We start from the raw sequence: 26,211 nt of genomic DNA on the forward strand, positions 1-26,211 counted from the left end.
GTCGATGTTGCAGAGCAAGCTGCCGAAGGTCGGCACCACCATCTTCACCGTGATGTCGCAACTGGCCCAGGAACACGCCGCGGTCAACCTCGGCCAGGGCTTTCCCGATTTCGAGGTGCCGGCGCGCCTGGTCGAGGAACTGGACCGGGCGATGCGCGCCGGCCACAACCAGTACGCGCCGATGACCGGCGTGCCCCCGCTGCGCCAGGCCATCGCCGCCAAGACGCTTCGGGTGTACGGCCACCTGCCGGATGCGGACACCGAGGTCACCGTGACCAGCGGCGCGACCGAGGCGATCTTCAACGCGATCCACGCAGTGGTGCGCGCGGGCGACGAGGTGGTGGTGCTCGATCCCTGCTACGACTGCTATGAACCGGCGATCGACCTGGCCGGCGCCCGCGCCGTGCACGTGCCGCTGGATCCGGCCACGTTCGCGCCCGACTGGCAGCGCGTGCGCGACGCGATCACCCCGCGCACGCGGATGCTGATGATCAACAGCCCGCACAACCCGTCAGGGGCGATGTTGTCGGCGGACGACATGCGCGAGCTGGAGGCGATCCTGGCCGGCACCGGCATCTTCCTGCTCTCGGACGAGGTCTACGAGCACATCGTCTTCGACGGCGCCCGCCACGAGTCGGTGCTGCGCTGGCCGGCGCTGCGCGAACGCGCCTTCGTGGTCTCGAGCTTCGGCAAGACCTACCACTGCACCGGCTGGAAGGTCGGCTACTGCATCGCGCCGCCGGCACTGGGCGCGGAGTTCCGCAAGGTCCACCAGTACAACGTGTTCTGCACCTTCTCGCCGGCCCAGCACGCCTTCGCCGCGATGCTGGACGCCGAGCCGGAGCACTACGAGCAGCTCGGCGCCTTCTACCAGGCCAAGCGCGACCGCTTCCGCGCGCAGATCGGGACCACCCGCCTGGTGCCGCTGCCGGTGCCGGGCGGCTACTTCCAGCTGGTCGACTATTCGGCGGTCAGCGACCTGGACGACGCCGCCTTCTGCCGCTGGCTGACGATGGAGAAGGGCGTGGCCGCGATCCCGCTGTCTCCGTTCTACGAGACCCCGCCGCAGGGCCAGCGGCTGGCGCGCCTGTGCTTCGCCAAGAACCAGGCCACGCTCGACGCCGCCATCGAGCGCCTGCAGCACCTGTAGGAGCGGCTTCAATCGCGAACACGCGCGTTCGTGGGAGCGGCTTCAGCCGCGAACATCGTCGCGATCATTCCCGCGCGGCTCGGGACCTTCGCGCCTGAAGGCGCTCCCACAGGCGGTCGGCATCGGCCGGCACCCATCCCCAGCATTCGCCAGTTGGGCTACGCTGGCGCGATGGACAACCTGCGCATCTCACTGGTCCAGGGCGCGACCCTGTGGCACGACCCGGCCGGCAACCGCGCGTACTACGGCGAGCTGGTCGGGCCGCTGCGCGGCACCACCGACTTGGTGCTGCTGCCCGAGACCTTCACCAGTGGCTTCTCCAACGAGGCCATCGGCAACGCCGAGACCATGGACGGCCCCACGGTGGAGTGGATGCGCGCGCAGGCCGCGCGGCTGGGTGCCGCGGTCTGCGGCAGCGTGCAGCTGCGCGTGGAGGGCGCGGTGTTCAACCGGCTGCTGTGGGCCACGCCCGACGGCGCGCTGTCGCACTACGACAAGCGCCACCTGTTCCGCTACGCGGGCGAGCACGAGCGCTACGCGGCGGGCCGCGACCGGCTCACGGTGGAGTGGAAGGGCTGGCGGATCTGCCCGCTGGTCTGCTACGACCTGCGCTTCCCGGTGTTTTCGCGCAACCGCCATGACGTCGAGCGGCCGGGCGCGCCGGACTACGACCTGCTCGTCTACATCGCCAACTGGCCGTCGGCGCGCGCGCATGCCTGGAAGACCCTGCTGCGGGCGCGCGCGATCGAGAACCTGTGCTACGTCGCCGGGCTCAACCGGGTCGGTACCGACGGCGGCGGCCTGCACTACTCGGGCGACAGCGCGGTGATCGACTTCCTCGGCCATCCGGCCAGCGAATGCACCGATGCCGAAGTGGTGGTCACCACGACGCTGCTGGCGCAGGAACTGGCCGCCCACCGCGAGCGGTTCCCGGCGATGCTGGACGCGGACGCGTTCGAGCTGCGCTGACGCCGCGCCGGCTCAACCGTTGTAGAGGAAGTACACGCGCCGCGTGCGCGGCACGATCAAGATCAGGCCGATGCGGCCATGTGCGTAGTAGCTTCCCGGACTGTTGACCGCATCCTCGGCCGCGCGCAGCTGTCCCTGGTCGATGTCGATGCAGAATCCGTAGGCGCATACGTAGTCGAGTACCTCCATGCGTCCGCTGGACGGATCGGGCTGCCATCGCCTGTCCGCCACGACAGGCGTGCGCTGCCAGTCGCCGAAGCGCCCCCGCCAGCCTTCGCCGCGACGCCCGTCCCGCAGGCGATCGAACCAGGCCAGGCCTTCGACGTCGATCTGCCTGGCGGTGGACTCCGGCAGCGCGTAGGCGAGGAAGCCTGCCTCGTTGCCGCCCGGCCCGAATCCCCATGACTCCTCGCTGACGTACAGCCGCCGGGTCACGTCGAGCGCACCCGGCGGGTGACCCAGGTGGTGGGCGAGCAACATCAGCTCCCATGCGGACACCATGCCCAGCGCGAGCACCGCGGACAGAGCCAGCATCGTGCGCGGCGCCTTCACGAACGCGACGACCACGCCGATGGCCAGTGCCGCGAGTATCGCCAGCCCCAGCCCCAGCACCAGCAGCGCGGTCATGCCGCGCCGCCGGGACGCGCGTGGAAGTAGATCCGTTGCGCGGCCCACCGCAGCGGCGGCGTCCCGAGCAGCGCATCGAACGGCCAGTCCCGCTGCAGGTGGTCGAAGGCCCAGCGCAGCACGCGCTTGCTGCGGAAGCGTGGCGCCGCGCGTGCCGCCACCGCAGCCGGGTCCGGGCCACCATCGAGCAGGTGGGCCGCGATCGCCGCACCGACCGCCTCGCCATGGCGCCACGCCGAGTGGATGCCGCCCGCCGTGACCGGCGAGACGATGCCGGCGGCGTCGCCGGTCAGGATCACGCCCGGTGCGGCGAGCGGGCGCACCGGTCCGCCGCAGGGGATCAGGCCGGCGCGGGTGGCGGTCGCCGCCGTGCCCGGATCGAGGCCGAGCCGCTCGCCGACGCGACGGCGCAAGGCGTCGATGTCCGGCACGCCGGCGCGGTCATCGCGATGGCGGAAGGCGAGGCCCAACTGCACGCCGCGCGGGTTCTGCGCCGCCCAGCCGATGTAGCCGGGCGCCAGCCGGCGGTCGATGAAGCAGTGCAGGCGATCCGGCTCGGCCAGCGTGGCGCCGTCGAACTCGTGCTCGACGCCGTACAGGAAATCGCGCACGCGGCCCAGGCCGGCGCGCATCGCCACCCGCGACTTCGCGCCATCGGCGCCGACCAGCCAGCGACAACGGCCCAGGCCGGCCACCTGCCAGCCGCCGCCCGCGCGCTGCGCGTCGGTGAACGACTGCATCAGCCGCAGCTCGATCCCGGCGCGTTCCAGTTCGCCCGCCAGCCAGCGCATCACCGCGGGCGTGTCGGTGGCGAGGAAGTAGTAGTCGCGCCGCTGCAGCGCCATGCTGCGCAGGCCCGGCGCGTACAGGCGCACGCCGTCGATGCGACGCACCAGCGATGCCGGAATCCTGGCCAGCGCCGTGCCCTCGGCCGCCTCGCGCACGATGATGCCGGTGGTGTGCAGGCGGATGCCCGGGTCGCGCTTGCGTTCGAGCACGCACACCCGCAATCCCGCGCGGCGCGCGGCCAGTGCGCAGGCCGCACCGGCGAAGCTGGCGCCGACCACCACCACATCCCACTGCGCCGCTGCGCCCATGCTCCCGCCTAGTGCCCGTTGCGATGGGACCCAGCGTGCCGCGGCCGCGTGTGGCGGCGATGGGAGGACGATGAAGTGGCGGTGAAGTCGGGATCGCGGCGGCGGTGGCCCCCACCCCGGCCCTCCCCCGCAAGCGGGGGAGGGAGCAGATCAGGGCGCAGGCGGAGGGCAGGGCACAGCCATCCGCTTTTCCCATTGCAGGTAGGGGCAGGGTGGATCGATGCACCTGCTTTCCTGCTCCCTCCCCCGCAAGCGGGGGAGGGAGCGGATCAGGGCGCAGGCGGAGGGCCGGGCACAGCTATCCGCTTTTCCTATTGCAGGCATGTGCAGGGTGGATCGATGCACCTGCTTTCCTGCTCCGCCTCCCGCAATCGGGGGAGGGAGCAGATCGGGCGCAGACGGAGGGCGGGGCACAGCCATGCCCTGCGCTTTTCCCATCGCAGGTAGGGGCAGGGTGGATCGATGCGCCTGCTTTCCTGCTCCCTCCCCCGCTTGCGGGAAAGGGCTGGGGTGGGGGCAGGCCGACGCCACACACGTCGATGCCGTGGGATTAATCCCACGAGCCTTCACCATCCCCGCCGATGCCACGGCCCGTCGAGGCCCGCCACACTGCCGGCCTGATCGATGCGGAACAGGCCATGGACGGTCGAGCAATTCCTCACCCCGCGCTGGCGCCGCTGGGCCCGGCCGTTGCCGCGATGCTGGTGCTGGGCGTTCTTGCATGCTCGCGCCTGCCCGCGCTGCCGCCAATCCTGCTGCTGGTGCCCATGGCCCTGCTGGGCGCCTGGGCCTGGTGGCGCTTTGGCGACTGGCGTCGCGCTGCCGGCGCGCTGGCCCTTGGATTCGCCCTGTTCGGACTGCATGCTGCCTGGGTGCTCGCGCGGCAGCTTCCGCCGGAGCTCGAGCGCGGCGACTTCGCCATCCAGGGGAGGGTGGTGCAGTTGCCGGAACACGAGCCGCGGCGCACGCGCTTCCTGTTCCGGGTCGATCGCGGCGCCAGCCAGCCCGAGGCGCTGCGCGGCAAGCTGCTGCGGCTGTCCTGGTACGACGACCGCGACGGCGCCGACTCCCCGCGCCTGGACCTGGCGCCCGGCAGCCGCTGGCGCTTCACCGCGCGGCTGCGCGCGCCACGCGGCCTGCGCAACCCCGGCTGGTACGACGGCGAACGCCATGCGCTGGCCGGCCGGATCGCCGCCACCGGCTACGTGCGATCGGCCGATGCGTGGGAACGGACGCGTGCGGCGGCCGGCATCGACGGCTGGCGCGACCACATTGCGGCCCGCATCGAGGCTTCGCTGGGACAGGAAGGCATCGCCGGTCCCCAGCCCGTGGGCGCTATCCCGGTCGCGGATGCCTTCGCGCGCGAGCGCGCTCCCACGGACCATGCCGGGGCTCCCGGACAGACGACGCCACGGTCCTCGCGCTTCGTGCGCGCGCTCGCGCTCGGCGACACGCGCGGCCTGGGCGATGTCGACTGGGAGATCCTGCGCGCGACCGGGCTGACCCACCTGATCGCGATTTCAGGTTTCCATATCGGCCTGGTCGCCGGTTTCTTCGCGCTGCTCGTGGCCGGCGTCTGGTGGCTGCTGCCGGGGCTGGGCCGGCGGCTGCCGCGCCCGCAGGCGGCGGCCTGCGGCGCGCTGCTGGGCGCGGCCGGCTACGCCGCGGTGGCGGGCTTCGCCCTGCCGACCGTGCGCACGGTGCTGATGATCGGCGTGGTGGTGCTGGCGCGGCTGTGGCGGCGGCCGATGGGCGTGGCCGATTCGCTGGCGCTGGCTGCGATCGCACTGCTGCTGGTCGACCCGCTGTCGGTGCTGGCGGCAGGCTTCTGGCTCAGCTTCGCCGGCGTCGCCTGGCTGGTGTGGTGCCTGCCGCGGGCGCATGCGCAGCCGCTGCTGCGCGGTTTCCTGTCGGCGCAATGGGTGGCCACGCTCGGCCTGCTGCCGCTGACCGCGATCCTGTTCGGCCAGGCCTCGCTGGCCGGACCGCTGGCCAACCAGCTGGCCATCCCGTGGTGGAGCCTGGTGGTGGTGCCGCTGGCGCTGGCCGGAACCGGGCTGGAGGCGCTGCACGCAGGCTGGGGCGGCCCGGCCTGGCGGCTGGCGGCCTGGTGCTTCGACCTGTCCTGGCCCCTGTTCCAGTGGCTGGCGGACGGCCGCCTGGCGCTGTGGTGGCTGCCCGAGGCGCCCTGGTGGGCGCTGCCGCTGGCCCTGCTGGGCGCCTTCTGGCTGCTGCTGCCGCGCGGGCTGCCGGGCAAGCCGCTGGCGCTGCTGCTGTTCCTGCCGCTGCTGTGGCCGGACCGCGGGCTGCCCGCGCACGGCGCGTTCGAACTGGTGGCGCTGGACGTGGGGCAGGGCACCTCGGTACTCGTCCGCACCGCGCGCCACGCGGTGCTGTACGACGCCGGGCCTGCGCTGCCCGAGGGCTTCGACGCCGGCGAGCGGGTGGTGGCGCCGGCGCTGCACGCGCTGGGCGTGCGCAGGCTCGATGCGGTGGTGGTCAGCCACGGCGACGCCGACCATGCCGGCGGCCTGGCGGCGGTGCTGCGGCGCTTCCGCAGCGGGCCGGTGTTCGCCGCGCGCGACGCCGGGGTCGCGGGCGCCGCCCCCTGCCTGGGCGGGTCGCGCTGGGACATGGATGGCGTGCGCTTCGAATTCCTGCATCCGGGCCTGCACTTCCCGGCGATGCGCAACGAATCGAGCTGCGTGCTGAAGATCGCCTCGGCGCAGGGCTCGGCACTGCTGGCCGGCGACATCGGCGAGGTGGTCGAACGCATGCTGGTCCACGACCGGGCGGCCGCGCTGCGCAGCGACGTGGTGCTGGTCGCCCACCATGGCAGCGACAAGTCCTCCGACCCGGCTTTCGTCGCCGCCACTGGGGCGCGCCTGGCCATCGCCTCGACCGGCCACGGCAACCGCTTCGGCCACCCGCACCCGCGGGTCATGCAGCGCTGGCGCGATGCCGGCGCAGCGACCGCCGACACCGCCCGCGACGGCGCGGTACGCATCCGTATCAGTGACGCAACGCACATCGAACGCCGTCGCAGCCACCATCCCCGCCTCTGGGACGCGGTCCGGAGGGCAGACGCGGCGCGCTGACCGGCTATCCTATCGGCCGTTGCCCGGGGCAGGCCTGCGGGCCGGAGGAAGAGAGCGTGCTTGAACTGGTAAAGGCCGGCGGCTGGCCGATGCTGCCACTGCTGCTGCTCTCGGCAGTGGGCCTGGCGATCATCGTCGAACGATTCTGGGCGCTGCGCCGCAGTGCGGTGCTGCCGCCGGGGCTGGGGCAGGAAGTCCGCACCTGGGCGGCGCGCGGCCGCCTCGACCCCAGCCATATCGACTCGCTGCGCCGCAACTCGCCGCTGGGCGAGCTGATGGCGGCCGCGCTGGACGTGCGCCATCGCCCGCGCGAGGAAATCCGCGAGCGGGTGGAAGACGTCGGCCGCCACATCGCCCATCGCATGGAGCGCTTCCTCAACGCGCTCGGCACGATTGCGGGCGCCGGCCCGCTGCTGGGCCTGTTCGGCACCGTGGTCGGCATGATCCAGATGTTCCTGGGGGTGATGGACCACGGCGTGGGCGACGTCAACCAGCTCGCCGGCGGCATCGGCAAGGCGCTGGTATGCGCCGCCGCGGGCATGGTCGTGGCGGTGCCCGCGCTGATCTTCCACCGCTGGTTCCGCGCCCGCATCGACGGCTATATCGTCGACATGGAGCACGAGGCGATCCAGCTGATGGACGTGATCGACCCGCGCGCCCGCGCCGCGGCGGCGGCCCTGGCCGCCTACCCGCAGGGCGACGGCCAGCCCGACGCGCAGCCGGCGCAGGGCTAGGGCCTGACGATGCGCATCCGCGACCGGCGGGCGGAAGACGTGCCCGAGATCAACCTGGTGCCACTGATCGATGTGATCCTGGTGCTGATCATCTTCTTCGTGATCACCACCACCTTCGACGCGCGCTCGGTGATCAAGCTGGAGCTGCCGCGCGCCGGCGGCGAGGCCAACACCCAGACCGATTCGCTGAGCCTGCTGATCAACGCCGACGGCCGCTACTTCGTCGGCGACCGCGAGGCGCTGCGCACCGACGTCGAGTCGCTCAAGCGCACCATCGTGGAAGTCGCCGGCGACGACCGCGACCGCACCGTGCTGCTGCGCGCGGACGCGCGCACGCCCTGGCAGGCGGTGGTGACGGCCTACGACGCGCTCGGCCAGCTCGGCTTCACCCGCATCGCCAACGCCACCGCGCCCGAACAGGCGCCCGCCGCGCCATGAGCCCGCGATGACCGGTCCCTCCAGCGAACCGGCGGCGCCGGGCGCCTGGCCGATCTACCGGCGCCTGCTCGGCCACGCCTGGGTCTACTGGCCGTTCCTGCTGGTGGCCATGGCGGCGATGATCGTCGAGGCCCTGGCCGGCGCCGGCTTCGTGTGGCTGATGGAGCCACTGACCAACGACGGCTTCGTCGATCCCAAGCCGGAGATGGCCATCGTCCTGCCGCTGGCGATCATCGGCCTGTTCCTGCTGCGCGGCCTGGCCACCTTCGCCACCGACTACGGCATGGCGCGGGTCGGCCGCAGCGTGGTGCGCGACCTGCGCGAGCTGGTGCTGGGCAAGTACCTGCGCCTGCCCAGCACGCGCTTCGACACCGAGGCGGTGCCGGCCATGGTCAGCCGCCTGAACTTCGACACCGAGCAGGTCACCCAGGCCAGTTCGGACGCGCTCAAGGCGATCCTCACCGACGGCCTGACCATCGTCTTCCTGTTCGGGCTGATGCTCTACACCAGCGTCAAGGTGACCCTGGCGATGATCGTCATCGCGCCGCTGATCGGCGTGCTGGTCTGGTATGTGGGCGGGCGCTACCGCCGGATCAGCCGCGGCATCCAGGACGGCATGGGCGCGCTCGCGGCCAGCGCCGAGCAGTCGCTGGCCGCCCAGCAGGACGTGAAGGTGTACGGCGCGCAGGCGTTCGAGCGCAGCCGCTACTCGGGGTTCGCCAACCGCATCCTGCACCTGAACATGAAGGTCGAGACCACGCGCGCGATGTCCTCGGCGCTGGTCCAGATCCTGGCCGCGCTGGCGCTGGCGGCGATCGTGTGGGTGTCGGTGCACGAGGCCCTGGAAGGACGCCTCAACCCGGGCGAGTTCGTGCAGCTGATGACCGCGATGATGGGCATCATTCCGTCGCTGCGCCGGATCACCAACGTGCAGAGCGTGATCGGCCGTGGCGTGGCCGCCGCCGAGCGCCTGTTCGGCGTGCTCGACTCGGAAGAGGAGAAGGACGTGGGCAGCGTGCCGCTGGCGCGCGCGCGCGGCGAGCTCGTGTTCGACAACGTCAGCCTGCGCTACGACCGCGATGAGACGCGCCACGCGCTGGAGGGAATCAGCTTCACCGCGGCGCCGGGCACGGTGACCGCGATCGTCGGCCGCTCGGGCAGCGGCAAGACCAGCCTGGTGCGGCTGGTACCGCGTTTCTACGAACCCAGTTCCGGCTCGATCACGCTCGACGGCGTGCCGCTGCAGGACTACCGCCTGTCCGACCTGCGCCGCCAGATCGCCCTGGTGGGGCAGCGGGTGATGCTGTTCGACGACAGCGTGGCGGCCAACATCGCCTACGCGGCGGAGGCGACGCCCGAGGCCCTGCGCGCCGCGGCGGAGGCGGCCAACGCCTGGGAGTTCATCGAGCGCCTGCCGCAGGGCATGGACACGCCGATCGGCGAGAACGGTTCGATGCTGTCGGGCGGCCAGCGCCAGCGCCTGGCGATCGCCCGCGCGATCCTGCGCGATGCGCCGGTATTGATCCTCGACGAAGCCACCGCCGCGCTCGACACCGAATCCGAACGCCTGGTGCAGGAAGCGCTGACCCGGCTCATGCCCGACCGCACCACCCTGGTCATCGCCCACCGGCTGTCGACCATCGAGCACGCCGACCAGGTGCTGGTGCTCGACCAGGGCCGGCTGGTGGAGCAGGGCACGCACGCCGGGCTGCTGGCGCAGGGCGGCCTGTATGCGCACCTGCACCGGATGCAGTTCCGCGAGGGCGGCGACGCGTGAGCCGGGGCGGGCGCAAGGTGCCGGCGTACTGGTACGCCGATGCGACGGTACCGCCGCATGCGCGGCTGCTCGCGGGCGCGTACGCCGCGGCCACCGGCCTGCGCCGCGACCTGTACCGGCGCGGGCTGCTGCGGGCGCGGCATCCGGGCTGCCCGGTGGTGGTGGTCGGCAACCTCGTCGCCGGCGGCAGCGGCAAGACGCCGCTGACCATCGCCCTGGTCGAACGGTTGCGCGCGGCCGGCTGGACCCCCGGCGTGGCCAGCCGCGGCTACGGCCGCAGCGAGGCGGGCAAGCCGGCCTGGGTGCAGGCCGACACCGATCCGGCGCTGGGCGGCGACGAGCCGGTGCTGATCGCCGCGCGCACCGGCGCGCGGGTGCGGGTCGACGCCGACCGGTTCGCCGCGGCGCGTGCGCTGGTCGCCGAGGGCTGCGACATCGTGGTCTGCGACGACGGCCTGCAGCACTACCGGCTGGCGCGCGACCTCGAGATCGAGGTCATCGACGGTCGCCGCCGCTACGGCAACGGCCGGCTGCTGCCGGCCGGCCCGCTGCGCGAACCGCCGGCGCGCGGCGAGGACTGCCAGTTCCGCGTGCTCAACGCCGGCAGCGATCCCGACCTGGCCGCCGGCTTCGGCGAGTGGCCGATGTGGCTGGAGCCGGGCGACGCAAGGCCGATGGCCGGCGGGCGGCCGCGGCCGCTGGCGGCCTTCGCCGGGCAGCGCGTGCACGCGATCGCCGGCATCGGGGACCCGGAGCGGTTCTTCTCGATGCTGCGCGACCACGGCATCGCGGTCGTCCCGCACGCCTTCCCCGACCATCACCGCTATTCCGCCGACGACCTGCGCTTCGGCAGCGACCTGCCGGTGCTGCTGACCGAGAAGGACGCGGTGAAGTGCGCGCCCTTCGCTGGCGAGCAGTGGTTCAGCGTCGGCATCGACGCGCGCCTGCCCGAGGCGTTCTGGATCGCGCTGCTCGGCCGGCTTCCGCTTCCGAACCCCGAAGAACCCAGGCAGGCGCCATGACCCCACCGGACTTCGTCGTCGCCATTCCGGCGCGCCACGCGGCCACGCGCCTGCCCGGCAAGCCGCTGCGCCTGCTGGGGGGCGAACCCCTGGTGCTGCACGTGGCGCGGCGCGCCCTGGCCGCCGGCGCGCGCGAGGTGTGGGTGGCCGCCGACGACGCGCGCATCGCCCACGCGCTCGAGGGCAGCGGCGTGCGGGTGGCGATGACCCGGACCGACCACCAGTCGGGCACCGACCGCCTGGCCGAATGCGCCGACATCGCCGGCTGGGACGACAACACCCTCGTGGTCAACCTGCAGGGCGACGAGCCTTTCGCGCCGGCAGCCGGCATCCGCCGGGTGGCCGAGCTGCTGGCCGACGGCCACGCCGCCATGGCCACGCTGGCCGAGCCCATCACCGAGCCCGCGGTCCTGTTCGATCCCAACACGGTCAAGGTGGTGGTCGCCGACACCGGCCACGCGCTGTATTTCAGCCGCGCACCGGTGCCGTGGCATCGCGACGCGTTCTCGCGCGAGGGCGACGTCACCGTGGCCGGTGAATGGCTGCGCCACATCGGCATCTACGCCTACCACGCCGGCTTCCTGCGGCGCTTCTCGAAGATGCCGCCCGGTCGGCTGGAGCGGATCGAGTCGCTGGAGCAGCTGCGGGTACTGCAGGCAGGCTGGCCGATCGCGGTCGCGCTGGCGCCCGAGCCGTTCCCGCAGGGCGTGGATACGCCCGAGGACCTCGCGCGGGCCGAAGCGATCCTGGCGGCCGCCCGTGGCTGAGCCCTTGCGCCTGCTCGTCGTCTGCCTGGGCAACATCTGCCGCTCGCCGCTGGCCGAGGGCGTGCTGCGCCAGCGCCTGCAGGATGCCGGGCTGGACCACCGCGTCGAACTCGATTCGGCCGGCACCGGCCGCTGGCACGTCGGCCAGCCGCCCGATCCGCGCACGATTGCCAATGCCGCGCGCCACGGCGTGGACCTGACCCTGCTGCGCGCGCGCCAGCTGCACGCGGCCGACTACCACCATTTCGACTGGCTGCTGTGCGCCGACCGCAGCAACCTGGCCGACGTGCGCGCCCGCGCGCCCGACGACGCCACCGCGCGCAGCGCGCTGCTGCTCGAATGGGCCGGGATGGGGCAGGGCGCCGAGGTGCCCGATCCCTACACGGGCGGCGCCGAAGCGTTCGAACGGGTGTGGACCCTGGTCGACGACGCCGCGCGCGCCATCGTCGCGCGACTGGCCGACCGCACCGCGCGGATTGACGCATAATCGTCCGCGATGGACGCGACCACCGCCCCCGAGTTTCCGCCCGGCATCGAATGGCTGAACCTGATGGCGCCGCTGCGCATGGCGCAGCTGCGCGGCAAGGTCTGCGCGCTGGCCTTCGTCAACTCCGGCTCGGCCTGGTGCCAGCAGCGGCTGGCGGACCTGTCGCGCCTGCGCGCGCGCCATGGCGACCGGCTCAACGTGGTGGCCGTGCACGTGCCGCGTTTCGACGGCGAGCGCGACGCGCGGCGCATCGGCAAGCGGCTGAACCGCCAGCGCTACGGCTTCCCGATCGGGCATGACCCGGACTGGACCCTGTGGCAGCACTACGGCATCGAGGCCTGGCCGACGGTGGTGCTGATCGACGGCGAAGGCCGGATCCGCGACCGCATCGTCGGCGACGGCCCGATCCGCGAACTCGATGCCCGGGTCAGCGAACTGGCCGGCGAGCTGGTGCCGGCCCTGCCCAATGCCGATCCCATCGAGATGCGCCGGGGCGGCGAACCGCCGCTGCCGCTGCGCTTCCCGACCGGGCTGGTGGTCTCGGGCAACTATCTGTACGTGGCCGACTGCGAGCACCACCGGGTGCTCGAGTGCGACCAGGCCGGGCGCGTGCTGCGCCAGTTCGGCAGCGGCGACCCGGGGTTCATCGACGGGCCGATGGAGCTGGCCGCGTTCAACCGCCCGCACGGCATGTGCCTGTGGCGCGACGTGCTGTACGTGGCCGACAGCGGCAACCACGCCGTGCGCCGCATCGAGCTGCGCGGCGGCGACATCGACACCCTGTGCGGCGCCGGCCGCTCCGGCACCCCCGCCGAGGGCGCGATCGCCGATCCGCGCGCGGTCGCGCTGGACCAGCCGCGCGCGGTCGCCATCAGCGGCAGTGCCCTGTTCATCGCCACCGCCGGCGACAACCGCATCTGGAAATACGACCTGGGCGCGCCGGGCATCGGCCTGGTGGCCGGCTCCGGGCGGCTGGCGGTGGCCGACGGCAGCAGCGTCGGCGCCTCGTTCGCCGAACCCGTCGCGCTGGCGGCCGTGCAGCAGGTGCTGTACGTCTGCGACGCGGCCGGGTCCGCGATCCGCAGCGTGAACGTGCGCACCGGCGCCGTCTCGACCCTGGTGGGGCAGGACCAGTGGCAGTTCGGCCACGCCGACGGCGCCCGCAGCGAGGCGCGCCTGCAGCAGCCGCTGGCGATCGCGCTGGATCCCGATTCGCCGCTGCTGTGGATCGCCGACGGCGGCAACGACGCGCTGCGCTGCCTGCGCCTGGGCGGCGGCGAGCTGTCGACGATCGAACTGCCGCAGCGCCTGCACGGCTCGTCCGGGCTGGCGGTCGGCGGCGGTGCGATCTGGATCGCCGACACCGACGCCCATGCGGTGCTCCGCTTCGACCCCCGCACCGGCGCCCTGCGCCACGTGCCCATCGGCGAATGACCGCAGGGCCATCCGACCCCGGCAGCGGCGGCCAGGCCGACGGCGTTCCCTTCGATGGCAAGGCCTTCGCCCGCGGCCTGAGTACCGCGCCCGGCGTGTACCGGATGATCGCCGCCGACGGCGCCGTGCTCTACGTCGGCAAGGCCGGGGCGCTGAAGAAGCGCGTGGCCAGCTACTTCAGCAACGTGCCCAAGCCCTCGCGCACCGTCGCGATGCTGGCGCAGGTGGCGCGCATGGAGGTGACGGTCACCCGCACCGAAGGCGAGGCGCTGCTGCTGGAGAACCAGCTGATCAAGTCGCTGCGCCCGCGCTACAACGTGCTGCTGCGCGACGACAAGAGCTACCCCTACGTGCTGGTCACCCAGGAGCCGTGGCCGCGACTGGCCCTGCATCGCGGTCCTCGCAACGTGCCCGGCCGCTATTTCGGCCCCTATCCCGGCGTCACCGCGGTGCGCGAGACGCTGAACATGATGCACAAACTGTTCAAGCTGCGCAGCTGCGAGGACAGCGTGTTCCGCAACCGCTCGCGGCCCTGCCTGCAGCACCAGATCGGCCGCTGCACCGCGCCCTGCGTGGGCCTGGTGCCGGCGCGCGAATACGCCGACGCGGTGCGCCGCGCCACGCTGTTCCTCGAGGGCCGCAGCGACGAGCTGACCCGCGAACTGGGCGAGGCCATGGAGGCGGCCAGCGCCCGGCTCGACTTCGAGGAAGCCGCGCGGCTGCGTGATCTCCTCGCCAACGTGCGCTCGCTGCAGGCGCGCCAGTACGTGGACGGACGCGCCGCCGAACTCGACGTGCTGGCCGTTGCGATGCAGGGCACCCACGCCTGCGTGCTGCTGCTGGCCTTCCGCGACGGCCGCAACCTCGGCACGCGCGCGTTCTTCCCCAGGACCAACGGCAGCGACAACCCGGCCGAGGTCCTGGCCGCCTTCGTCTCGCAGTACTACGGCGAGCAGCCGGCGCCGCGCGAGATCGTGCTCGACCGCCCGATCGAGGACGTGCCGCTGCTGGAGGACGCCCTGTCGGCCGCCACCGGGCGCAAGGTCCAGCTGCGCCACAGCGTGCGCGGCGAGCGCGCCGGCTACGTCGACCTGGCGCGCCGCAACGCCGAACTGTCGCTGGCCACCGAACTGGGCAGCCGCGCCGCGCAACAGGCGCGGATCGATTCGCTGTGCCAGCTGCTGGGCCTGGAGCGGGTGCCGGCGCGGATCGAATGCTTCGACATCAGCCACACCATGGGCGAGGCGACCGTCGCCTCGTGCGTGGTGTTCGACGCCGAAGGCGCGGTGCGCAGCCAGTACCGCCGCTACAACATCGCCGGCATCGAGCCGGGCGACGACTACGCGGCCATGCAGCAGGCCTTGACCCGCCGCTTCCGTCGCGCCGTCGAGCCGCGCGATCCGGCACCGCCGACAGCACCGGACCCGGCTTCCGCACCGCCAGCGCCCGGCGACCCCCACGCGGTCGCTGCCCCCTCACGCGCGGCCGGGCCGGCCGGCGTGCTGCCCGACCTGCTGCTGATCGACGGCGGAGCAGGGCAGGTCGCGCAGGCGCGCGGCGTGCTCGATGCGCTGGGCATCCGCACCGCCACCGGCGCCGGCAGCGACGGGGTCATCATCGTCGGCGTGGCCAAGGGCGAGGAGCGGCGCGCCGGCCACGAACGGCTGCTGCTGCCGGACGGCCGCGAACTGCGACCGGGCGCGGATTCCCCCGGCCTGCAGCTGATCCAGCAGGTCCGCGACGAAGCCCACCGCTTCGCCATCACCGGGCACCGCGGCCGCCGCCAGAAGGCGCGCAGCATCAGCCGGCTCGAGGACATCCCCGGCATCGGTCCGCGCCGGCGTGCCAGCCTGCTCAAGCATTTCGGCGGACTGCCAGGGCTCAAGGCCGCGGGCATCGAGGAGATCGCGCGGGTCGAGGGGGTCAACGCGGCGCTGGCCGCGCGAATCTATGCGACCCTGCACGGCCTGCAGGAAGCCGGCAGCGCCGGCGCACCCAATCCCCCGAAATGAAGCTGACCGTCCCCACCTGGCTGACCCTGCTGAGGATCGTGCTGATCCCGGTCCTGGTCGCCGTGTTCTACCTGCCTTCCCAGTGGACCAACTTCGCGTCCGCCGTCGTGTTCATCCTGGCCGCGGTCACCGACTGGCTGGACGGCTGGATCGCGCGCCGCTACCACCAGTATTCCGCGTTCGGCGCCTTCCTCGACCCGGTCGCCGACAAGCTGATGGTCGCGGTGGCGCTGTTCCTGATCGTGCAGGGCCACCCGACGCCGTGGATGGCGATGTGGGCGGCGGTGATCGTCGGCCGCGAGATCGCGGTCTCGGCGCTGCGCGAATGGATGGCCGAACTGGGCCAGCGGGCCACGGTCAAGGTCGCCACGATCGGCAAGATCAAGACCATCGCGCAGATGGTGGCGCTGTCGTGCCTGCTGTACTCGATCAACCCGCGCTACCCGCTGCAGCCGGGCACCGACATCTGGATGGGCGTGCCGGTTTTCCACATCGGCGACTGGCTCCTGGGCGCCGCCGCGCTGCTCACCCTGTGGTCCGGATTCGCCTATCTGCGCGCGGCCTGGCCGGTCCTGCGCGCGGCGGAGAAATCGGCTGTTGACACCACGCGGACACCCGGTAAAATGCGCGGCTCAACGCGGGAATAGCTCAGTTGGTAGAGCGCAACCTTGCCAAGGTTGAGGTCGCGAGTTCGAGTCTCGTTTCCCGCTCCAGTTTCAAGCATGCCCCGGCACCGCCGGGGTTTTGTTTATCGGCGCCACGAGCGTGTATCGTTCGCCGTGGCGCGCGTCACCGGCCTGGTGGCAGAGTGGTTATGCAGCGGACTGCAAATCCGCGTACGCCGGTTCAATTCCGACCCAGGCCTCCATTTCCCACACGGGGAGCGTGACGCGATCGCCGGCCACGCCCGAGTGGTGGAATCGGTAGACACAAGGGACTTGAAGATTTGAGCCCTCCGCGGGAAACCGCGGGGGTGGCACCCGTCAAAGTCGGCGAACGCCCTGGACTCCGGTCCGCGCCAACGCCGAGCCAAGCCTTCCGCATGCGGGAGGAAGGTGTAGAGAGCAGACGGCGGGCACCTACAGCGCGAAGGCGCCACGGTGAAGGCGTGCTCCAGACCACGAACGGCCACGGCCGGCGGCGAAAGCCGAAGTGGTACGAAAATCCCTCGACCTCGCGGTCATGCCGGTTCGAGTCCGGCCTCGGGCACCACCTCGCCACCCTGGACTGCAGCGCCGCAGGCGCGGTCGCGGCACTGACGGCTGCGCCACGTCCCCTGTGTGATCATGGGCCGGCGCCAGTTCCGGCGCGCCACCCCCGGTGCCCATGTTCCATCGCAAAGCCGCCTGGCTCGCCTGCATCGCGCTCGTGCTGCTCGGGATCGCACTGGCGCTCACCGTATCCCCGGCCTGGTGGTGGATGGCCGCCATTGCCGCCGCGCCGGCCGCGCTCGGACTGGTGGACGTGCTGCAGAAGCGTTCGACCCTGCGGCGCCTGTATCCGGTGATCGCGCATTTCCGCTACGCGTTCGAGTCGATCCGGCCGGAGATCCGCCAGTACTTCATCGAGGACGACCTGGCCGAGGTGCCGTTCTCGCGCGAGAAGCGCGCGCTCGTCTACCAGCGCGCCAAGAACGAGCGCGACACCGTGCCCTTCGGCAGCGAGCACGACCCCTACGACGTCAGCTACGAGTGGATCAACCACTCGCTGGTGCCCGCGCACGCCGAGTCGCACGACTTCCGCGTTCTGGTCGGTGGTGCGCAGTCGACGCCGTACGAGGCGAGCGTGTTCAACATCTCGGCGATGAGTTTCGGCTCGCTGTCGGCCAACGCGATCCGCGCGCTCAACGAAGGCGCCCGGCGCGGGCGCTTCTACCACGACACCGGCGAGGGCTCGATCTCGGCCTACCACCGCGAGCGCGGCGGCGACCTGGTCTGGGAAATCGGCTCGGGCTACTTCGGCTGCCGCGACGGCGCCGGGCGCTTCAGCGAGGAACGCTTCGCGGCCAACGCGCGCGACCCGCAGGTGCGGATGATCGAGATCAAGCTCTCGCAGGGCGCCAAGCCAGGCCATGGCGGCATGCTGCCGGCGGCGAAGGTGACCGCCGAGATCGCCGCGGCGCGCGGCGTGCCGGCCGGGGTGGACTGCATCTCGCCCGCCTCGCATTCGGAGTTCTCGACGCCCGTGGGCCTGCTCGAATTCGTCGCCCGGCTGCGCACGCTCTCGGGCGGCAAGCCCACCGGCTTCAAGCTGGCCATCGGCCATCCCTGGGAGTGGTTCGGCGTGGCCAAGGCGATGCTGGACACCGGCATCACCCCGGACTTCATCATCGTCGACGGCGCCGAGGGCGGTACCGGCGCATCGCCGCTGGAGTTCATCAACCACGTCGGCGTGCCGATGCACGAGGCGCTGATGCTGGTCCACAACACCCTGGTCGGCATCGGCCTGCGCGACCGGGTGAAGGTTGCCGCGGCGGGGCGGATCGCCAGCGCCTTCGACATCGCCCGCACCGTGGCGATGGGGGCGGACTGGTGCAATGCCGGCCGCGGCTTCATGTTCGCGCTGGGCTGCATCCAGGCCCGCAGCTGCCACAACGACCTGTGCCCGACCGGCGTGGCCACCCAGAATCCGGCGCGCTGGCGCGCGCTCGACGTCGAGGACAAGGCGGCACGGGTGTGCAACTTCCACCAGAACACGCTGCGGGCCCTGCGCGACATGCTGGGCGCGGCGGGGCTGGAGCATCCTTCGCAGCTCGGGCCCGAGCACATCCTGCGCCGGGTGTCGCCGACCGAGGTGCGTTCGCTGTCGGCGCTCTACCGGTTCCTGGCGCCCGGCGAACTGCTCGACCACGTGCCCGAACATGCCGTGTTCCGCAGCTTCTGGGCGAGCGCCCGCGCCGATTCGTTCCTGCCGCCCGAGCGCACGCTGGAGATGCGCCGCAGCAAGCTGACCTGAGCGCGCGGCCGGGTGCCGCCGGCCGGCACGCCGCTACGGCCGGACAGGCGTGTCGTCGTGGCGTCCGAACAGCGCCAGCGCGTTGTGCGAACGGATCTTCGCCTTCTCCTCGGCCGTCAGCGCGAGCCGTTCCAGCGCGTCCACCGCGGCCGCCAGGCCCACCTGCGGGTAGTCCGAGCCCAGCAGCACCTGGCCGATGCCGACGTTGCGCAGGGTCCACACCAGCTCTTCCTCCAGCGGAGAATCGGCCAGCAGCACCACGCCGGAAATGTCGAAGTAGAGGTTGTCCATCGCGAAGCCGTCGGCGGTGCGGGCGAGCATCAGGATGTTCCAGAACCGGAAGTCCATCCCGCCCATGTGCGCGAGGATGAACTTCGTGCCCGGCACGCGGACCACCAGGTTGAAGAGCTTCTCGCTGTCGCCCGGCAGGATGCCGGCGTTGTCCATCAGCACGACCAGGCCGAGTTCGCCGGCCCTGCGCACCAGCGCCTCGACCCGCGCATCGTCGACGTCGAAGCGCTGGGTGTGAGCATGCAGCTTGAGCACCTTCACCCCGGCCGCCGCCACCCGCGCCAGTTCGTCGAGGGCCGCCTGCCCGTCGTAGGGATGGACGGTCGCGACCGGCAGCACCGAGGGATGTCCGGCACCCAGGGCGATGATGCCGTCGTTGCCGGCGCGGACCGCCTCAGGATCGCCGGCCCGCGCCTGGTGCGGGCCACCGAACCACATCGCGCCGATGCCGGCCAGTTCGATCCCGGCGTCGCGCACGTCGGCCTGGTAGGCCTGCAGCGACTCCTCGCCTTCGCGCAGGTGCACATGGACGTCGAACACGGGCACCGCGGCCAGGACGGGCAGGGTGAGCAGCTGGATCAGCAGTCCGAGCAGGGCCAGGGAGCGGACCACGCGCGCCGTCCCGGATCCGGGTCGATCGGGCCGGTTCTCCGGCAGCAGCGAAAAGCGCGACATGGTGTTTTCCTCCGATTGTTCAGCACTTCCGTGCGCGAACGCCCGGCCGTCATCCGGCGTTCCGGACCGGGCGATGCGCCCGCAACGGCCGGGAACAGGACGTCCCGGCGCATTCGCCTCAGGCATCCATGTCGACCGCGCCGTCCTGGCCGCTGCGCCTGGCCACGATCGCGGTCGCGGTCACGTCGGCCGAGGTGTTGGCGACCGTCGCGAACACGTCGGGGATGGTGTCCACCGCCAGCAGCACGCCCAGCGGCTCGATCGGCAGGCCCATCGACTGGGTGACCGGCATGTTGGTGGTCATGAAGCTGACCTGCCCTGGCAGGCCGACCGATCCCATGCTGACCACGATGCTCAGCGCCACCGCGGTGCCCAGCTGCACGGCGGTCAGGTCCACGCCGTACATCCAGGCGATGAAGCAGGCCACCACGATGTACTGCGGCGGGCTGGCGATGCGGAACAGCGACACCGCCATCGGCAGCACCAGCGAGGTCACCGCCAGCGGATAGCCCAGGCGCATGCGCGCGCTTTCGATCATCACCGGCAGCGAGGCCAGCGAAGACTGCGTGCTGGCCGCGATCGCCTGCACCGGCAGCAGGGCGCGCGCGAAACGGGCAGGGCGCTCGCCGGCGGCGACCACCGCGACCACGTACAGCAGCAGGGTGATCGCGATGTAGAGCACGCACTGGGTGAGGATGTAGTAGCCCAGCGCGCTGAGCATGTCCAGGCCGACCCGGGCGCATACCGCCAGCACCAGCGCGAACACCCCGACCGGCGCCGCCCACAGCACCCAGCGCACCACCACGATCATCGTGTCGCCGATGGTGCGCACCAGTTCGAGCATGCGCACGCGGCGGTCGGGCTCGATCCGGGTCAGGCCGAAGCCGAAGAACATGGCGAAAACCACCAGCGGCAGCATCGCGCTGTTGGCCGCGGCGGCGATCGCATTGCTGGGAATGATGTTGGCCAGCCAGGCGCCGATGCCCGGCGCATCGGGCAGGTTTTCCGGGGCCTGGATCGCGGCACGGAAGGTGGCGATGAGCGCTTCGTCGCGCGGCACCAGCGACAGGAAGGTCGGCGCGGCGATCGCGGCGAACGCGCCCGACAGCGCCAGCAGCGCCAGGAACACCACGATCGCGGTGCGCGCGGTGCGGCCCGACGCCGCCGCGTCCGCGGCGGAGTTGATGCCCACCACCACCAGCGCCGCGACCAGCGGCACCACCGTCATCTGCAGCGCGTTGAGCCAGAGCCGGCCGATCGGCTGCACTGCATCGGCCACCCGGGTCGCCTGGACCGGATCGAACGCGGCCAGCAGCAGGCCGACGGCCGCGCCGAGCAGCAGGGCGATCAGCACGCGGGCGGGCGTGGACAGGCGGGTGCGGACGCGTGGCGCAGCTTCGGTCATGGGGATCCTGGGAGTGCTGGTCGTGGATGCGGCGGCAGACTGGATATCACGAACCGGCCGGTCGCGCTCGACCGGACGGGCCGAGCCATGGAATCGCGACCCTGCCTCCGGGGCGGCAGCTGCCGGACCGGGATGGATGCATCGCGGCGGGCATGCAATTCCGCCCCTGGCGCCGCGCCGGCGGCCCGCGCATGTGGCGGCCGCTCAGTCATCGAGCAGGGAACGCACGTGCTCGCGGTAATCGTCGAGCCGGCGCCGGCGCGATTCGTCGCTGCACAGCCGCAGGAACACCAGGTCGAGCAACTGCTGCAGCGCCGCCTGGTAGAGCAGGGGCTCCACGTGCCGCGCCTCGTCGTGGGCCGAGACCAGCAGGCCAAGGTCGGCGTGCGCGCGCAGCGCGTTGGCCGTGTGCCGGGTGACCGACACCACCTTGCCGCCGCGCGCGCGGAACAGCCGTGCCAGCCGCGCCAGCGCCGCCACCTCGCCGCGCTCGGAGAACACCAGCAGCAGACCCCGCGAATCGGTGTTCGACACCTCGGCCGGCACCAGCACCGGATCGAAATGGTGGATCGCCAGCAGGCCCAGCAGCGACAGGCGGATGGCGAACGCGCGCGCCATCACGCTGTCCTCGCCGATCCCGACCACGAAGATGCGGTCCGCCTCCAGCACCATGGCGGCCAGCGCCTGCAGGTGTTCGGGCGGATTGAGCAGGCGCGTTTCCTCCTCGGCGCGCGACTTGGCCTGCCACAGGCTGCGCGCGAGCAGGTCCTGCGCATCGTCGGCACCGGTCGCGCCTTCCGGCTCGCCGCTCTCGCCGTTGCGCGCGATCGCCTCGCCGATCGAGTACTTCAGGTCCGGATAGCCCTTGAAGCCCAGCTTCTGGCTGAACTTGACCACGCTCGACTGGCTGATGCCCAGCGCGTTGGCCAGCTGCTGCGAGGAGTAGTCGCGCAGCAGCTGGGCGTTGTCGAGGATGAAGTCGGCGATGCGGCGTTCGATCGCCGACATCTGCCCGCGCCCGGCGCGGATCAGCAGCAGCGGCTGCATCTCAGCCAATCGGCTTGTAGCCGCGGATCGCCCGGATGCCCAGGCCTGGGGCGTCGGACACCGAGATCTCGGACTCGTTGAAGGTCACGCCGCCGTCGACCGGGTCGAACGCGCACAGCGACGGGCCGTCGAGGTCGACCTTGGTGATCACGTCCGACTTGGCGATGGCCAGGTGCACCGCGGCGGCCACGCTGATGCTGGTCTCGATCATGCAGCCGATCATGCACTCCACGCCGTAAAGGGCGGCGATGTCGGCGATGCGGATCGCGTTGGAGATGCCGCCGGTCTTCATCAGCTTGATGTTGATGATGTCGGCGGCGCGCTGCTCGATCAGGTTGATCACCTCCAGCGGTCCGAACACGCTTTCGTCCGCCATCACCGGCGTCTTGATCCGGTCGCTGACGTACTTGAGCCCGGCGATGTCCGGCGCCCGTACCGGCTGCTCCAGCAGCTCCATGCGCACGCCCGCGCCCTCGAGTTCGTGCATGGCGTGCACCGCCTGCTTGGCCGTCCAGCCCTGGTTGGCATCGAGGCGGAGCAGGGCACGGCCCTCGACCGCGGCATGGATCGCCTTGACCCGTTCCACGTCCAGGCCGATGTCCTTGCCGACCTTGATCTTGAGCGACTCGAAACCGCGATCGACCGCCGACAGCGAGTCCGACACCATCTTGTCGATGTGGTCGACGCTGATGGTGATGTCGGTGGTGATCACCGGCTCGCCGCCGCCGAGCATGCGGTACAGCGGCGCCTCGTACAGCTGGCCCCACAGGTCGTAGACCGCGATCTCCACCGCCGCCTTGGCGCTGGTGTTGCGCTCCAGCGCGGTCTGCACCAGGCGCACGATGCGGTTGAGGTTGGCGATGTCCTCGCCGACGATCCGCGGCGCGATGACGCGGCTGATCGCCTCGATCATGGAGCCGTGCGTATCGCCGGTGATCACGGCGGTCGCCGCCGCCTCGCCGTAGCCGACGTGGCCGCTGTCGGTGTGGATCGACACGATCAGGTCCTCGACCGTGTCCACGGTGCGCAGCGCGGTCTTGAACGGCGTCTTCAACGGCACCCGGACCATGCCCAGGCGCACCTCGGTGATCTTCATTCCCTGTCTTCCCCTGCAGCCGCGGCCGCAATCTCCCCGTCGTTCATGGCCGGATCCGCTGGATGCTGGTGATGCGGTCCACGGTGGCCGTCGTGGCGTTCGACATCAGCGGCAGCAGCGGCGTGACCACCACGCCGTTGAGATGGTACCTGCGCAGCTGGCCATCCTCGCCGAGCAGCGACATGCCGCTGGTGTCGTGGATCACGTACGTCTCCCCGTCGACATGGCCGAGCACCATCATCACGTGGCCGGGGATGTACACCAGGTCGCCGACACGGCTCTCGCGCAGCAGGCGCAGGCGTTCGTCGTGGCCGGTTGAGCTGTCCAGCACGACGCCCTCCAGGCCCGGGCTTCGCGACTGGGCGCTGGTGTTGCGCGGCAACAGCAGGCCGAAGCTGCGGTAGATCTCGGACACGTACCCGCTGCAGTCGCGCGCGTTGTAGCGATGCCCCCAACCGTAGCGTTCGCCGAGGAACTTGAAGGCCTGGTCGATCAGGTTGGTGCGGGTCAGGGGCAGGTAATCGCCCGCCACGTCCGCAGATCGCGGGATCAGCGCAGGCGCGAACGCAAGCGTGCCATCGTCATTGCGCACCGGCAGTTCGACCACATGGCCGAATCCGGGATGCTGGCCGTTGAGCGGCTCGTCCGCGGGCCAGGGCGCCAGCGGCAGGCGCACGCCCATGTCGAGCACCACGTCCGACACCTGCGGTCGTTCGCGCGTGTGCACGGTCCGCACCTGCGCGCCGGTGACCACCAGGAAGGGGATGCGTCGCGTATGGGCGAAGATCTCGGCCTTGTCGCCGAACGCCACCGCGTCGGCCTCGATCCAGGCCGCGTAGGTTTCGCTGAGAACGAACAGCCAGCGCCGGTCGCGGCTGCGGTGCACCACCGCCACCGGCGTGCCCGGGAACAGCGCGCTTTCCTGGAAGCGGTCGATGTCGCGGTCGTCGGGCGTGCTGAACACGCGCAGGTGGGTGGGAAAAGTGCGCAGGTCCGCGCGCCTGACCACCATGCCGTAACGGGTGACCTGGGTCTGCGGGACCGCCTTGAGGTCGAGCGCATCGACCAGCCGGTCGAGGGCGCGCGCACTGCCTTCCTTGCCGGCTTCGTCGTAGAGCGTCCGCTCCGGCCGCGGCGAGGCGGCTTCGATCCAGGCGCGGACCTGTTCGGCTTCGAGCGTGACCGGCAACTGCTCGATGTCGTGCAGCGACGGCTCGCGCTCGCGCATCCGGGCGTTGTGGGCGGCGATGGCCTCCGCGTCCAGGACGACGTGGTCGGCATCGCGCAGGCGCTCGATCCAGTAGTCGGGGTCCAGCTGCGCCTGGACGACGCCCGGCAACACTTCGGCTTTTGGGTCCTCCAGCACCTGCGCCAGCGCAGGCCAGGACGAGGCGATCAGCAAGCAGGCCAGCAGAAGTGCTCCGGCCCGCGAAAGACGCTTGTGCAAGACAGTGCTCCTGCGGTGCGCGACAGCTGCGGCGCCGAAGAATACATCATTCATTTTGACTACCTGTCAAGAATAATTTATTGACGCTGCTTTGCAGCCATGTTACACAGCCGGCGACCGCCACCCGGGGGCGAGCGGAGCCGCGCCAGATGCCGACCTGCAGTCGCGAAAGCCAGAGACGGGGCCCGTCCCGCAGGCCGTGGCGCGTCGTGTCTTCGCGGACGCTGGCGGTCCTGCTTGCCGGCGCCTGTCTCGCGATCGCCCATGCCGCAGGCCCGCCGCCCACGCAGGAAGACGAGCTGCTGCAGCGGATCATCGAACACGTGGACGGGGGGCATTTCCGCGCGGCCGACGGCCTGATCGCCCAGGCCGAGGCGACGGCGGACGGCGCGATTCCCGGCGGGATCGCCTTCCAGCGCGAGCGGATGCGGCGGATCCTGCTCGACTTCAGTCTCGACGAGGCCGCGCTGCGCTCCGCCGTCCAGCGGCAGATCCCCGACCTGCGCGAAAGCGAGTTCCAGCACTGGCGACGCGCCGGGCTGTTCGAGTCGATGGAGATCGACGGACAGGTGCGCTATTTCGCGCGCGCGCCGCACAACCTGTTCCGGCTCAGCGAACAGGCGCGCGAACGCCGGGCCGAGCCCAGGCCATTCAACGACAGTCCGCTGGAAGCGGTGCAGCACCCGCACCACGCCGAGGTCCGGGCTGGCGCACTGGCGTCGGGCAGCCGGGCCGCAACGCCGCGCCGCGTCCGCATCACGCAATCGCTCACCGTCGAACCCGACGCGGTACCGGCCGGCGAGACCATCCGCGCGTGGATTCCGTATCCGCGCGACATTCCCGGCCAGCAGGAGGACATCCGCCTTCTGGGCGGCGATCCCGCCGACCCGCGGCTGGCGCCGGAGTCCGCTGCCCAGCGCACCGCCTACTTCGAACGGACGGCAAGGGCAGGGGAGCCGGCGCGTTTCTCGGTCAGCTACGAGCTCACCATCTTCGGCCAGCACGTTCCGGTCGATCCGGACCGGGTGGTCCCCGTCGTGCCGACGCAGGACCTGGCGCCCTACCTGTCCGAGCGTGCGCCGCACGTGCTGTTCACCGACGCGCTGCGCCTGTTCTCGGCGCAGGTGGTGGGCGACGAGACCAACCCCTACCGCATCGCGCGCCGGCTGTTCGACGCGGTCGACCGCATTCCCTGGGCCGGCGCGCGCGAATATTCGACCATCTCCAACCTCGGCGAATACGCACTCAGGGCCGGTCACGCCGACTGCGGCCAGCAGACCCTGCTGCTGATCGCCCTGCTGCGGCTCAACGGCATCCCGGCGCGCTGGCAGTCCGGATGGATCTTCTCCGACGGCAGCTACAACAACATGCACGACTGGGGCTGGCTGTACCTGGCCCCCTACGGCTGGATGCCGATGGACGTCACCTTCGGCCGCCTGCGGGGTGCCGACCCCGCGCTCGAACACTTCTACCTGGGCGGCATGGACGCCTACCGCGTCGCCTTCAACGACGACTACGGCCGCGAGTTCGTTCCGGCCAAGACCCATTTCCGGTCCGAAACCGTCGACCTCCAGCGCGGCGAAGCCGAGTGGGACGGCGGCAACCTGTACTTCGACCAGTGGGACTACGACTTCGAATGGGAGCTGCTGCCGCTCCCGCACGACCAGCGCAGCTGACCGACGC

The 26,211-nt window shown here is 71.5% G+C and carries 20 protein-coding genes, 2 tRNA genes and 1 pseudogene; 16 read left to right on the forward strand and 7 right to left on the reverse strand.

The window, feature by feature from the left end; genetic code table 11:
• Positions 1–4: 4 nt before the first annotated feature.
• Together Q0863_RS12875 and Q0863_RS12880 are read left to right on the forward strand one after the other, a co-directional pair.
• Positions 5–1,150: a pyridoxal phosphate-dependent aminotransferase gene (locus Q0863_RS12875; RefSeq protein ID WP_298578518.1), complete on the forward strand. Its 1,146-nt coding sequence runs from the start codon at positions 5–7 to the stop codon at positions 1,148–1,150.
• Positions 1,151–1,321: 171 nt separating this feature from the next.
• Positions 1,322–2,119, forward strand: a complete 798-nt coding sequence (locus Q0863_RS12880; RefSeq protein ID WP_298579020.1) for an amidohydrolase — start codon at positions 1,322–1,324, stop codon at positions 2,117–2,119.
• Between the two features lie 12 nt (positions 2,120–2,131).
• On the opposite strand, the gene Q0863_RS12885 is transcribed toward Q0863_RS12880, so the two are convergent.
• Positions 2,132–2,746: a hypothetical protein gene (locus Q0863_RS12885; RefSeq protein ID WP_298578526.1), complete on the reverse strand. Its 615-nt coding sequence runs from the start codon at positions 2,744–2,746 to the stop codon at positions 2,132–2,134.
• Positions 2,743–3,843, reverse strand: a complete 1,101-nt coding sequence (locus Q0863_RS12890) for an NAD(P)/FAD-dependent oxidoreductase (protein ID WP_298578534.1) — start codon at positions 3,841–3,843, stop codon at positions 2,743–2,745. Before Q0863_RS12890 ends, Q0863_RS12885 begins: the two co-directional genes overlap by 4 nt.
• A 638-nt stretch (positions 3,844–4,481) precedes the next feature.
• On the opposite strand from Q0863_RS12890, the pseudogene Q0863_RS12895 reads away from it, so the two are divergent.
• The 13 genes and pseudogenes from Q0863_RS12895 (at position 4,482) to Q0863_RS12955 (ending at position 18,567) form a co-directional block, all read left to right on the forward strand.
• Positions 4,482–7,005 (forward strand): annotated as a pseudogene (locus Q0863_RS12895) (DNA internalization-related competence protein ComEC/Rec2).
• Positions 6,998–7,675, forward strand: a complete 678-nt coding sequence (locus tag Q0863_RS12900) for a MotA/TolQ/ExbB proton channel family protein (protein WP_298578539.1) — start codon at positions 6,998–7,000, stop codon at positions 7,673–7,675. Before Q0863_RS12895 ends, Q0863_RS12900 begins: the two are co-directional and overlap by 8 nt.
• A gap of 9 nt (positions 7,676–7,684) precedes the next feature.
• Positions 7,685–8,113 carry a biopolymer transporter ExbD gene (locus tag Q0863_RS12905; RefSeq protein ID WP_298578548.1) on the forward strand — a complete coding sequence of 143 codons (429 nt, stop codon included), beginning with the start codon at positions 7,685–7,687 and terminating at the stop codon, positions 8,111–8,113.
• Positions 8,114–8,120: 7 nt separating this feature from the next.
• Positions 8,121–9,890 carry a lipid A export permease/ATP-binding protein MsbA gene (gene msbA, locus Q0863_RS12910; RefSeq protein WP_298578558.1) on the forward strand — a complete coding sequence of 590 codons (1,770 nt, stop codon included), beginning with the start codon at positions 8,121–8,123 and terminating at the stop codon, positions 9,888–9,890.
• The gene (gene lpxK / locus Q0863_RS12915) at positions 9,887–10,912 is read left to right on the forward strand and encodes a tetraacyldisaccharide 4'-kinase (protein WP_298578565.1); all 1,026 of its coding nucleotides are present in this window, start codon (positions 9,887–9,889) and stop codon (positions 10,910–10,912) included. The genes msbA and lpxK overlap by 4 nt, the downstream gene beginning before the upstream one ends.
• A complete protein-coding gene (gene kdsB, locus Q0863_RS12920) occupies positions 10,909–11,679 on the forward strand; it encodes a 3-deoxy-manno-octulosonate cytidylyltransferase (protein ID WP_298578571.1) in 771 nt (256 codons plus the stop codon). Before lpxK ends, kdsB begins: the two co-directional genes overlap by 4 nt.
• Before the next feature lie 4 nt (positions 11,680–11,683).
• On the forward strand, positions 11,684–12,166 hold the full coding sequence (locus tag Q0863_RS12925) for a low molecular weight protein-tyrosine-phosphatase (protein WP_298579029.1): 483 nt from the start codon (positions 11,684–11,686) through the stop codon (positions 12,164–12,166).
• Positions 12,167–12,175: 9 nt separating this feature from the next.
• Complete coding sequence (locus Q0863_RS12930) at positions 12,176–13,600, forward strand: thioredoxin-like domain-containing protein (protein ID WP_298578578.1); 1,425 nt, start codon at positions 12,176–12,178, stop codon at positions 13,598–13,600.
• A complete protein-coding gene (gene uvrC / locus Q0863_RS12935) occupies positions 13,597–15,612 on the forward strand; it encodes an excinuclease ABC subunit UvrC (RefSeq protein WP_298578585.1) in 2,016 nt (671 codons plus the stop codon). Before Q0863_RS12930 ends, uvrC begins: the two co-directional genes overlap by 4 nt.
• Complete coding sequence (gene pgsA, locus Q0863_RS12940; protein WP_298578593.1) at positions 15,609–16,259, forward strand: CDP-diacylglycerol--glycerol-3-phosphate 3-phosphatidyltransferase; 651 nt, start codon at positions 15,609–15,611, stop codon at positions 16,257–16,259. Before uvrC ends, pgsA begins: the two co-directional genes overlap by 4 nt.
• Positions 16,250–16,325 (forward strand) — tRNA-Gly (locus tag Q0863_RS12945). The genes pgsA and Q0863_RS12945 overlap by 10 nt, the downstream gene beginning before the upstream one ends.
• A gap of 81 nt (positions 16,326–16,406) precedes the next feature.
• Positions 16,407–16,480: transfer RNA gene (locus Q0863_RS12950), tRNA-Cys, on the forward strand.
• Between the two features lie 458 nt (positions 16,481–16,938).
• On the forward strand, positions 16,939–18,567 hold the full coding sequence (locus Q0863_RS12955; RefSeq protein WP_298578599.1) for an FMN-binding glutamate synthase family protein: 1,629 nt from the start codon (positions 16,939–16,941) through the stop codon (positions 18,565–18,567).
• Between the two features lie 33 nt (positions 18,568–18,600).
• Here the strand turns inward: Q0863_RS12955 and Q0863_RS12960 are convergent, their stop codons facing one another.
• From Q0863_RS12960 to Q0863_RS12980, 5 genes are all read right to left on the reverse strand, one after another.
• Positions 18,601–19,533, reverse strand: a complete 933-nt coding sequence (locus Q0863_RS12960; protein WP_298578608.1) for an amidohydrolase family protein — start codon at positions 19,531–19,533, stop codon at positions 18,601–18,603.
• A gap of 118 nt (positions 19,534–19,651) precedes the next feature.
• Positions 19,652–20,938, reverse strand: coding sequence for a cation:dicarboxylase symporter family transporter (locus tag Q0863_RS12965; protein ID WP_298578615.1), 1,287 nt, complete (start codon positions 20,936–20,938; stop codon positions 19,652–19,654).
• Between the two features lie 204 nt (positions 20,939–21,142).
• Complete coding sequence (locus Q0863_RS12970) at positions 21,143–21,985, reverse strand: MurR/RpiR family transcriptional regulator (protein ID WP_298578624.1); 843 nt, start codon at positions 21,983–21,985, stop codon at positions 21,143–21,145.
• Between the two features lies 1 nt (position 21,986).
• The gene (locus Q0863_RS12975; RefSeq protein ID WP_298578630.1) at positions 21,987–23,081 is read right to left on the reverse strand and encodes a dipeptide epimerase; all 1,095 of its coding nucleotides are present in this window, start codon (positions 23,079–23,081) and stop codon (positions 21,987–21,989) included.
• Positions 23,082–23,124: 43 nt separating this feature from the next.
• Positions 23,125–24,528, reverse strand: coding sequence for an SH3 domain-containing protein (locus tag Q0863_RS12980; protein WP_298578636.1), 1,404 nt, complete (start codon positions 24,526–24,528; stop codon positions 23,125–23,127).
• A 257-nt stretch (positions 24,529–24,785) separates the two neighbouring features.
• On the opposite strand from Q0863_RS12980, the gene Q0863_RS12985 reads away from it, so the two are divergent.
• The gene (locus Q0863_RS12985) at positions 24,786–26,204 is read left to right on the forward strand and encodes a transglutaminase-like domain-containing protein (RefSeq protein WP_298579037.1); all 1,419 of its coding nucleotides are present in this window, start codon (positions 24,786–24,788) and stop codon (positions 26,202–26,204) included.
• The last annotated feature ends 7 nt before the right edge of the window (positions 26,205–26,211 follow it).

The sequence above is a fragment of the uncultured Luteimonas sp. genome (assembly GCF_947492465.1).
GTDB lineage: Bacteria > Pseudomonadota > Gammaproteobacteria > Xanthomonadales > Xanthomonadaceae > Luteimonas.

Bases quoted from the DNA above. Each gene is read 5' to 3' on its own strand.
- pgsA (WP_298578593.1), top strand. From the start codon at position 15,609: ATGAAGCTGACCGTCCCCACCTGGCTGACCCTGCTGAGGATCGTGCTG.
- Q0863_RS12880 (WP_298579020.1), top strand. From the start codon at position 1,322: ATGGACAACCTGCGCATCTCACTGGTCCAGGGCGCGACCCTGTGGCAC.
- kdsB (WP_298578571.1), top strand. From the start codon at position 10,909: ATGACCCCACCGGACTTCGTCGTCGCCATTCCGGCGCGCCACGCGGCC.
- Q0863_RS12905 (WP_298578548.1), top strand. From the start codon at position 7,685: ATGCGCATCCGCGACCGGCGGGCGGAAGACGTGCCCGAGATCAACCTG.
- msbA (WP_298578558.1), top strand. From the start codon at position 8,121: ATGACCGGTCCCTCCAGCGAACCGGCGGCGCCGGGCGCCTGGCCGATC.
- Q0863_RS12875 (WP_298578518.1), top strand. From the start codon at position 5: ATGTTGCAGAGCAAGCTGCCGAAGGTCGGCACCACCATCTTCACCGTG.
- Q0863_RS12975 (WP_298578630.1), bottom strand. From the start codon at position 23,081: ATGAAGATCACCGAGGTGCGCCTGGGCATGGTCCGGGTGCCGTTGAAG.
- Q0863_RS12960 (WP_298578608.1), bottom strand. From the start codon at position 19,533: ATGTCGCGCTTTTCGCTGCTGCCGGAGAACCGGCCCGATCGACCCGGA.
- Q0863_RS12890 (WP_298578534.1), bottom strand. From the start codon at position 3,843: ATGGGCGCAGCGGCGCAGTGGGATGTGGTGGTGGTCGGCGCCAGCTTC.
- Q0863_RS12970 (WP_298578624.1), bottom strand. From the start codon at position 21,985: ATGCAGCCGCTGCTGCTGATCCGCGCCGGGCGCGGGCAGATGTCGGCG.
- Q0863_RS12965 (WP_298578615.1), bottom strand. From the start codon at position 20,938: ATGACCGAAGCTGCGCCACGCGTCCGCACCCGCCTGTCCACGCCCGCC.
- uvrC (WP_298578585.1), top strand. From the start codon at position 13,597: ATGACCGCAGGGCCATCCGACCCCGGCAGCGGCGGCCAGGCCGACGGC.
- Q0863_RS12930 (WP_298578578.1), top strand. From the start codon at position 12,176: ATGGACGCGACCACCGCCCCCGAGTTTCCGCCCGGCATCGAATGGCTG.
- Q0863_RS12955 (WP_298578599.1), top strand. From the start codon at position 16,939: ATGTTCCATCGCAAAGCCGCCTGGCTCGCCTGCATCGCGCTCGTGCTG.
- Q0863_RS12885 (WP_298578526.1), bottom strand. From the start codon at position 2,746: ATGACCGCGCTGCTGGTGCTGGGGCTGGGGCTGGCGATACTCGCGGCA.